Genomic DNA, 7,948 nt, shown 5'->3' on the forward strand with positions numbered 1-7,948 from the left:
CATGTGCGATCGCAAGGCCGGCGATCGCCATGGCGACCAGGGGCAGGGCGACGACGCCGCGCAGGGTGTTGCGCTGTGGACGGACGAGTTGCTGGATGCGGGACATGAGCTGACCTCCATGCGCGGCGAGCGCGGGGTTGGGGACGGGAGCGGTGCAACGGTCGAGTTCCGACAGGGCGATCGCGAGGCGGCGCGGCTCGCCGATCAGCGTGGCGGCGAGGTCGTCGGCCACCTGCTCGCGCTCCACCCGGATGCGGCGCGACAGCCACCACGTGACCGGGTGGTAGAACAGCAGCACCTCGACCACGCCCTGCAACAGGTTCACCAGGTAGTCGTGGCGGCGCACGTGGGCCAGTTCATGCGCCACGAGCGCTTCCAGCAGGGGCGTGGGCATGCGCAGAACGAGCGCGGCCGGCACCATCACGACCGGTCGCCACCAGCCCACCGAGAGCGGCGAGTCGCCCTTCGCGAGCACGCGCCAGGCCACGTGCCTGCGGATGCCCAGTGCGCGGGCCATGGCGTCGACGCGGCGTTGCCATCCATCATCGCCACCATCGTGCGAGGTGGCCTGCAGGCGTTGGACCCAGTGCAGGCCCAGGCCCATGCGCAGCGCAAGCAGGCCGGCACCCGCCGCCCACAGCGCGACGACCCACGGCAGGACGTCGGGCGGCAGGATCGGCCCCGCGTCGAGCCGCAACACGGGAGCGAGCATGCCCGGCGTGTCGGACTGGAACCCGGAGACGCGCGCGTCCGGCGCGCTCGCCACGCCTGCTGCCATGATCGGCGCCTCGTGGACCGGCGCCGACAGGGCGCGCAGCAGGTGCGAGGCCGGCAGGACGAGGCAGGCCAGCAGGGCCAGGCAGGCCACGGCGTAACGCGCCTGCGGCCGGGCGTCGCGCAGCAGGGCCAGTGCGAGCCAGGCCAGCACGCCGACGAGGGCCCCCTGCCAGAGGAAGGCGAGCAGGGTGCCGGCGAGCGCGGGCACCAGGGTGGCGGCGAGGTCAGTCATCGCGTGTCTCCTCCAGGAAACGCTGGATCTCCGCGCGTTCCTCGTCGCTGACGCGGCCGCCCCGCAGCGCGGCCAGCACCAGATCCTTGCCGGAACCGGAGAAGGCCTTGTGGATGAGGTCGTCGAGCAGGCGGGTCTGCAACGAGCCCTGCGCCTGCGCGGCGGCATAGACGTGCGAGCGCTGGCTTTCGTCGCGCGTGAGCAGCCCCTTGCCATGCATGACCTGCATGAGCCGCAGCACGGTGGCATAGGTCAGCTCCGGGCGCTCGCGCTGCATCTGCTCGTGGACCTGCTTGACGGTGCCCGGCCCGAGGCGCCAGAGCGTTCGCAGCAGGCCCAGTTCGGCGGGCGTGGGTTTGGGCGGGCGGGGTGGTCGGGACACGTGCGGCGGCCTGGTTGCAGGGACTGGATGACACCCTACGCTTGCTAGACAAAATTGTCTAGACAAAGTAGTCTATGACTGATGGCCCATGCCTGTCCCGTGGCGACGTGATCGCGAAGGTCCATTGCACATGCGTCGACGAACGGGGGCCGCGACACGTCGGGTATGCTGCGGCAAGGTCAGGGGGCCTCGTGCGAGGCGACAGGAGGTTGCATGGGAAAGGTCGTGCTCGCGGGCTCGCGGAGGGTCGAACCCCGGCGGCCTTACTGGTTCGCGATGGTCGTGTGCGCCTGCATGGTCCTGGCCCCGTGGTCGGGGGCGCTCGCGATGCGACTGGTGAAGCCGGGTGAGTTGCCGCGCCTCGGCGCGGGCGAAGGCCTGGTGGTGCTGGCACTGGAGGTCGGTGCGCCCGTCAGTGCCATCCGCATCGCCGAGGGCGAGGGCGGCACGGTCAAGGTGCTGAGCGGACTGACCTACGGCCGCAACATCCGCGTCTATGCCGCCAAGGCCGGCGACTACCGCTGGTCGCAACTCGACCTCTTCACCTGGTCGATGCGGAGCCGGATGACGCTGCGCTCGGACGCGTTCCGCTTCCGGGTGCTGCCCGGGCAGATGAACTATCCCGGCGACCTCGTGATCGCCGACGCCGGGTGGTCCCATGCCTCGGTGCGCGTCGCCAACCACGCGCTGCCGGTCATGGACTGGCTCGAGTCAAGCCATCCCGCGCTCGCCCGGGCCATGCCGCTCCGCTACGTCGGCCTGTACCCCGACCCCTTCCCGGACTTCTACCGCCAGGCGCGCGCTCACGACGACCGTCCCGCGACCGCGTTGAACGGGGGGCGCGAGCCGCCGGCGCCGGGCGCGCTTCCCCTGCCCGTCGAGCTGCTGTGGAAACCCGAGCGGCTGGCGGCGGTGAGCCTCAACGCGGCCGGCGACCTGCTGGCCGAGTCGGTGCGCGACGAGGGCGGGCGGTGGAGCGTCGAGGTCGTCGATCTGGTGGCCGGCACGCGGCGACGCCTGGGGGCCTTCGACGGACCTGCATACGCACTGGCGTGGAAGGACGATCGCACCCTGATCGCCGCCGCCGGCAGCGGGCGCCAGCGCCACGTGGTCTATCGCCTGGGCTCGCTGGGCGACGCCAATGCCGTGCAGGCCCTCGAGATCGAGGGGGCCGGACGGATCGTCGACCTGTTGCCTTCCGACCCGGAATCGGTCCTGTTCGAGGGCCTCGACAGTCGCGGCACGCTCGTCGTCCATCGCATCCGGCTCGGCGGGAGCCGCAGCATCAGGAGTTTCGTCACCGCCCGCACCCGGGATCGACTCAACCCCGATGTCGGCAACGACCTGGCGTGGTTTTCCGATGGCAGCGGCGCCCTGCGCGCAGCGCTTGCCATGCGCGACGAGGTCCCCGTGCTGCTGCATGGGCGCGACGGCGACTTCCACGAAGTCTGGCGGGCCCGCCAGGAAGGGGGGTTCGAGCCGGCGGGCCTGTCGTTCGACGGCGCCACCATCTACGGCTTCACCGACGATGGACGGTCGCAACGCGACCTCGTCGCTTTCGATCCGCAGAGCCGACAGGTCGTGCGTACGCTCTTCTCGCGCCCCGGCGTGGATGTCGTCGGCATGCTCGTGGATGCGCATCGGGAACCGGTCGCGGTCCGTTTTTACGCGTCGGGCCGCCTGGTGACCGAATACCTGCAGGAAGCGGGGCAGGAACAGGCACGCCTGCTCGAGGCCGCGTTCCCCGGTCGCACGGTGGCGGTCATCGACCGCAGCGCCGATGGCAGCAAGCGCATCCTGTGGGTGGACGCCAGCGACCAGCCGCCCCGGCTCTATTTCCATGACGCCGCGACCGGCCGATCGGAGATGATCGAGGAGATCGCGCCGTGGCTTTCGGACAAGACCTTCGCGCCGGCGCACGTGCTGGCGGCAACCGCCAGCGACGGCCTGGCGGTGGAAGCGTTCCTGACGCTGCCGCACGGCCCGGGCAGGCGGCCCCTCGTCGTCTATCCCCACGGCGGCCCCATCGGGGTCGCCGACACCTTGCATTTCAGGCGCGACGTGCAGTTCCTCGCATCGTTGGGCTACGCGGTGCTGCAGGTGAACTTCCGGGGCTCGGAAGGCTACGGTCGCGCGTTCCGCGAGGCGGGCATGGGCGCGTTCGGCAAGGAGATCGAAGACGACATCGACGCGGCCGTGAAGGCGGCGCTGGCGGCCCATCCGCTGGATCCGGACCGCATGTGCGTGCTGGGTGCGAGCTACGGCGGCTATTCGGCGATGGTGTCGGCCATCCGTTGGCCGGACCGTTTCAAGTGCGCGGTGTCCCTGTCGGGCATCAGCGACCGTGCACTGGTCTTCACCTCGAGCGACCTCATGCGCGATCCCGACGTGCGTCGCCAGCAGGAACGCTGGATGGGCGATCCCAACGTGGACCTGGCGCGGATGCAGGAAGCGTCTCCCCTGTATCGCGTCGAAGCGCTGGAGTTGCCCCTCATGCTCGTGCACGGGCGCGACGACGCGCGCGTCGACTTCGAGCACACGCGTCGCCTCGTCCGCCTGCTCAACCTGCGTGGCGCACCTCCGGTGGTGCTGGCATTCCCCGGCATGGGGCACTCGTTCGACGATCCGACGGCGCTCGATATCGCCTGGACCGGGATCGCAGGCTTCCTGCGTGCGCACCTGGGCAAGCCGATGGAGCCACCGGGAGCAGGCGCGGGCCGCTGACGGAGGCGACGGCACACGTCGGCGCGCGTATCGTGCAGGGACCCGATGCCCCGTCCGCGGGGCGCACGCGCGAACGAGGTCCCCCATGCCCGCTCCCCGCCTGTTCCAACCGCTCGACGTCGGCGGCCTGCCGCTGTCCAACCGCATCGTCATCGCGCCGATGTGCCAGTACTCCGCCGTCGACGGCTGCATGACCGACTGGCACCGCGTCCACCTGGGCCAGCTCGCCCTGTCGGGCGCCGCCCTGCTGACCCTGGAGGCCAGCGCGGTCGTGCCGGAGGGACGCATCACCCATGCCGACGTGGGCCTGTACGACGACGCGACCGAAGCGGCGATGGCCGCGACGCTCGCCGTCGTGCGCCAGTGCTCGGACATGCCCATCGCGATCCAGCTGGCCCATGCCGGCCGCAAGGCCTCGACCCGGCGCCCCTGGGAGGGCGGCGGGCAAGTACCCGCGGACGCGCCCGACGGCTGGCAGACCGTCGCGCCTTCCGCCGTGCCCTTCCAGGCCGGCCAGGATGCGCCGCGCGCGCTCGATCGCGGCGGCATGCTCGCCATTCGCGACGGCTTCGTCGATGCCACGCGGCGCGCGGCGCGCCTGGGCATCGAGGCGGTGCAGATCCACGCCGCCCACGGCTATCTGCTGCACCAGTTCCTGTCGCCGCTGTCCAACCGGCGCGAGGACGACTGGGGCGGCAGCCTGGAGAACCGCATGCGCTTCCCGCTCGAGGTCTTCGATGCCGTGCGCGCGGCCTTTCCCGCGGAGCGCCCGGTCACCGTGCGCCTCTCGGGGACGGACTGGGTGGAGGGAGGATGGGACCTGGCGCAGACCCTGGCCTTCTCGCGCGAACTGGAAGCGCGCGGCTGCGCGGGCATCCATGTCTCCAGCGGCGGCCTGCACCCCGACCAGGCCATCCCGGTCGGTCCTGGCTACCAGGTGCCGCTGGCCCGTGCGGTGAAGGCGGCCGTGGGCGTGCCCGTGGTCGCGGTCGGCCTGATCACCGACTACGACCATGCCGAAGCGATCGTCGCCACCGGCGATGCCGACCTGGTCGCGCTGGCCCGCGGCATGCTCTACGACCCGCGCTGGCCCTGGCACGCGGCCGCGCACCTGGGAGCCACGGTGAAGGCACCGCCGCAGTACCTGCGCTGCCAGCCGCGCCGGCATCCGGACCTGTTCGCGGGCTGAGCGCGTCGGCACCTTCGGGGGCAAACCTGAACGGTCCGCCCAAACCATCGACACGGGACGGCGGGACGTGGGGCCGATAGCCTTGCCGCTCTTCATCCTGCTGGAATCGTGCATGAAACTTTCCACCCTCAGCCTCGGCCTGGCCGCGGCGCTCGGACTGGCCGCGTCCCTTCCCGTCGCGGCAGCCTCGGCCGACAAGCCGCTGCTGGGCGACTTCGGCGTCGACCTGAGTGCGCGCGACCTGGGCGTCAAGCCCGGCGACGACTTCAACCGCCATGTCAGCGGCCATTGGCTGGACACCTACGAGCTGAAGGACTACGAGGTGTCGTACGGTTCGTTCAACGAACTGCGCGACCGCTCCGAGGCGCAGGTGCGAGAGATCATGGACGACCTGGCCAAGCGCGACGACCTCGCCGCGGGCAGCGACGCCCGCAAGCTGCACGACTACTACCTCAGCTTCATGGACCGCGCCGCGCGCGACGCCGCCGGTATCGCACCGCTGAAGCCGGTGCTCGACCGCATTGCCGCGATCGATTCGAGCGCGGACCTGGTCGCGGCCTTCGGCCACGTCGACCTGGACGGCACCACGGCGCCGGTCGGCCTGGGCCTGGGCCTGGACCGCAAGGACCCGGACCAGTACCTGGTGTCGCTCGCGGTCGGCGGCCTGGGCCTGCCCGACAAGGACTACTACCTCAACCAGGATGCGCGCTTCGCCGGCATCCGCGGCGCCTATGTCGACCACATCGAGCGCATGCTCGGGCTGGCCGGTGTCGCCGATGCGCGCACGCGCGCCGAGGCGGTCATGGCGCTGGAAACCGCGCTGGCGAAACCGCAGTGGGAACGCGCCGACAAGCGCGACCGCGACAAGACCTACAATGTGGTCGCCTTCGCCGAGCTGTCGCGCCAGTTCCCCGGCTTCGACTGGGCCGCGCTGGCGCGCGAGCAGGGCATGGCCTCGCTGGACCGCGTCAACGTGGTCACCCCCAGCGCGGTCAAGCCGGTGCTCGACGTCATCGCCGCCACGCCGCTGCCGGTCTGGCGCGACTACCTGACCTTCCACGCGGTGGACGGCAACGCGCCGTTCCTGAGCACGCAGATCGACGAGGCCGCCTTCGACTTCAACGGCAAGGTGCTCGGCGGGGCCAAGGCCCAGCGCGAGGACTGGAAGCGCGCGCTGGCCCTGGTCGGCGCGAAGGACGGGCTCGGCGACGCGCTCGGCAAACTCTACGTCGCGCGTTACTTCACGCCCGAGGCGAAGGCGGCGATGGACGCACTGGTCGCCAACCTGCGCGCGGCGCTGCGCCAGAACATCGGCCAGATCGACTGGATGAGCGAGGCCACCAAGGCCGAAGCCTACCGCAAGCTGGAGACCTTCAACCCGAAGATCGGCTACCCCTCCAAGTGGACCGACTACGGCAGCGTGTCGATCGTGCCCGACGACCTGATGGCCAATGTCGTCGCGATGCGCGTGTTCAACCGCGAGGACAGCAATCGCCGCATCGGCACCCGGACCGACCGCGACGAGTGGTTCATGACGCCGCAGACGGTCAATGCCTACTACAACTCCACCTTCAACGAGATCGTGTTCCCGGCGGCGATCCTGCAGGCGCCGTTCTTCGACCTCAACGCCGACCCGGCGGTCAACTACGGTGGCATCGGCGCGGTCATCGGCCACGAGATGGGCCACGGCTTCGACGACCAGGGCAGCAAGTCCGACCATGCCGGCATCCAGCGCAACTGGTGGACGGACGCCGACCGCGAGCACTTCGAGGCGCGCACCTCGGCGCTGGGCAAGCAGTACGAGGCCTTCTGTCCGCTGGAAGGGCAGTGCGTCAACGGCGCGCTGACCATGGGCGAGAACCTCGGCGACCTGGGTGGCCTCTCGATGGCCTACACGGCGTACCACATGAGCCTCGGTGGCAAGCCCGCCCCGGTCATCGACGGCCTCACCGGCGACCAGCGGTTCTTCCTCTCGTTCGGCCAGATCTGGCGCGGCAAGTACCGCGAGGAGGCCCTGGTGAACCTGATCAAGACCAACCCGCATTCCCCGGTGATGTATCGCGCCAACGGCCCGGTGCGGAACTTCGATCCCTGGTACGAGGCCTTCGACGTCACGCCCGGCGACGCGATGTACCTGCCGCCCGAGCAGCGCGTGCGCATCTGGTAATCCTTTCGCGCGACCCCTGGCCTCGGCCAGGCATTGGCCGACCGGCGCCCGCTCACGCGGGCGCCTTTTTTCTGGTTCTTCTCCCCACCAAGGGGAGAATGGCGCCCGGCCGCGCCGGGCGTTCGGCCAGACCGCGCGGCGGTGCCGCGCAAGCGGTCCGCCGCACCCCGGCGTTCGCCGGGATGTCGAAAGACCGTGACCCGGCACCGATGGGTTGCGCGAAGCAAAACCCATCATTCATCGTGCATGCGAGAACGCGACGGTGGGTTTCGCCTTCGGCTCTACCCACCCTACGAGGCTGCGGCCGAACCCGTCCGGCGGACCCTGCAAGCCGTCATCCCAGCGAACGCTGGGATCCAGCCTCTGCTTTCCAACTCTCGGTGGGTGCGCTTCGCTTGCCCGGGATACGCGGCGAGTCGGCTTTGCGGTTGCCTCGCGATCCCACGCCTCTCGTAGGATGGGTAGCGCGAAGCAAAA

5 protein-coding genes are annotated in these 7,948 nt (G+C 70.5%); 3 read left to right on the top strand and 2 right to left on the bottom strand.

Annotation, left to right across the window (positions count from 1 at the left end; translation table 11 throughout):
- Together FKV25_RS03335 and FKV25_RS03340 are read right to left on the bottom strand one after the other, a co-directional pair.
- The coding region (locus FKV25_RS03335) for a M56 family metallopeptidase (RefSeq protein ID WP_141517380.1) at nucleotides 1-1,009 on the bottom strand (1,009 nt) is incomplete at its 3' end.
- On the bottom strand, nucleotides 1,002-1,391 hold the full coding sequence (locus FKV25_RS03340) for a BlaI/MecI/CopY family transcriptional regulator (protein WP_141517381.1): 390 nt from the start codon (nucleotides 1,389-1,391) through the stop codon (nucleotides 1,002-1,004). The genes FKV25_RS03340 and FKV25_RS03335, both read right to left, overlap by 8 nt.
- Before the next feature lie 213 nt (nucleotides 1,392-1,604).
- Here FKV25_RS03340 and FKV25_RS03345 point away from each other — a divergent pair, with 213 nt between their 5' ends.
- The 3 genes from FKV25_RS03345 (at nucleotide 1,605) to FKV25_RS03355 (ending at nucleotide 7,471) form a co-directional block, all read left to right on the top strand.
- Nucleotides 1,605-4,115: an alpha/beta hydrolase family protein gene (locus FKV25_RS03345; RefSeq protein WP_141517382.1), complete on the top strand. Its 2,511-nt coding sequence runs from the start codon at nucleotides 1,605-1,607 to the stop codon at nucleotides 4,113-4,115.
- Between the two features lie 85 nt (nucleotides 4,116-4,200).
- The gene (locus FKV25_RS03350; RefSeq protein ID WP_141517383.1) at nucleotides 4,201-5,304 is read left to right on the top strand and encodes an NADH:flavin oxidoreductase/NADH oxidase; all 1,104 of its coding nucleotides are present in this window, start codon (nucleotides 4,201-4,203) and stop codon (nucleotides 5,302-5,304) included.
- Nucleotides 5,305-5,416: 112 nt separating this feature from the next.
- Complete coding sequence (locus tag FKV25_RS03355; protein WP_141517384.1) at nucleotides 5,417-7,471, top strand: M13 family metallopeptidase; 2,055 nt, start codon at nucleotides 5,417-5,419, stop codon at nucleotides 7,469-7,471.
- Nucleotides 7,472-7,948 lie beyond the last annotated feature (477 nt).

It is taken from the genome of Marilutibacter aestuarii, assembly GCF_006546775.1.
GTDB classification, from domain to species: Bacteria; Pseudomonadota; Gammaproteobacteria; order Xanthomonadales; family Xanthomonadaceae; genus Marilutibacter; species Marilutibacter aestuarii.

What these genes read in the sequence shown, in the direction of transcription:
- FKV25_RS03345 (WP_141517382.1), top strand. Translation starts at nt 1,605, where the DNA reads ATGGGAAAGGTCGTGCTCGCGGGCTCGCGGAGGGTCGAACCCCGGCGG.
- FKV25_RS03350 (WP_141517383.1), top strand. Translation starts at nt 4,201, where the DNA reads ATGCCCGCTCCCCGCCTGTTCCAACCGCTCGACGTCGGCGGCCTGCCG.
- FKV25_RS03355 (WP_141517384.1), top strand. Translation starts at nt 5,417, where the DNA reads ATGAAACTTTCCACCCTCAGCCTCGGCCTGGCCGCGGCGCTCGGACTG.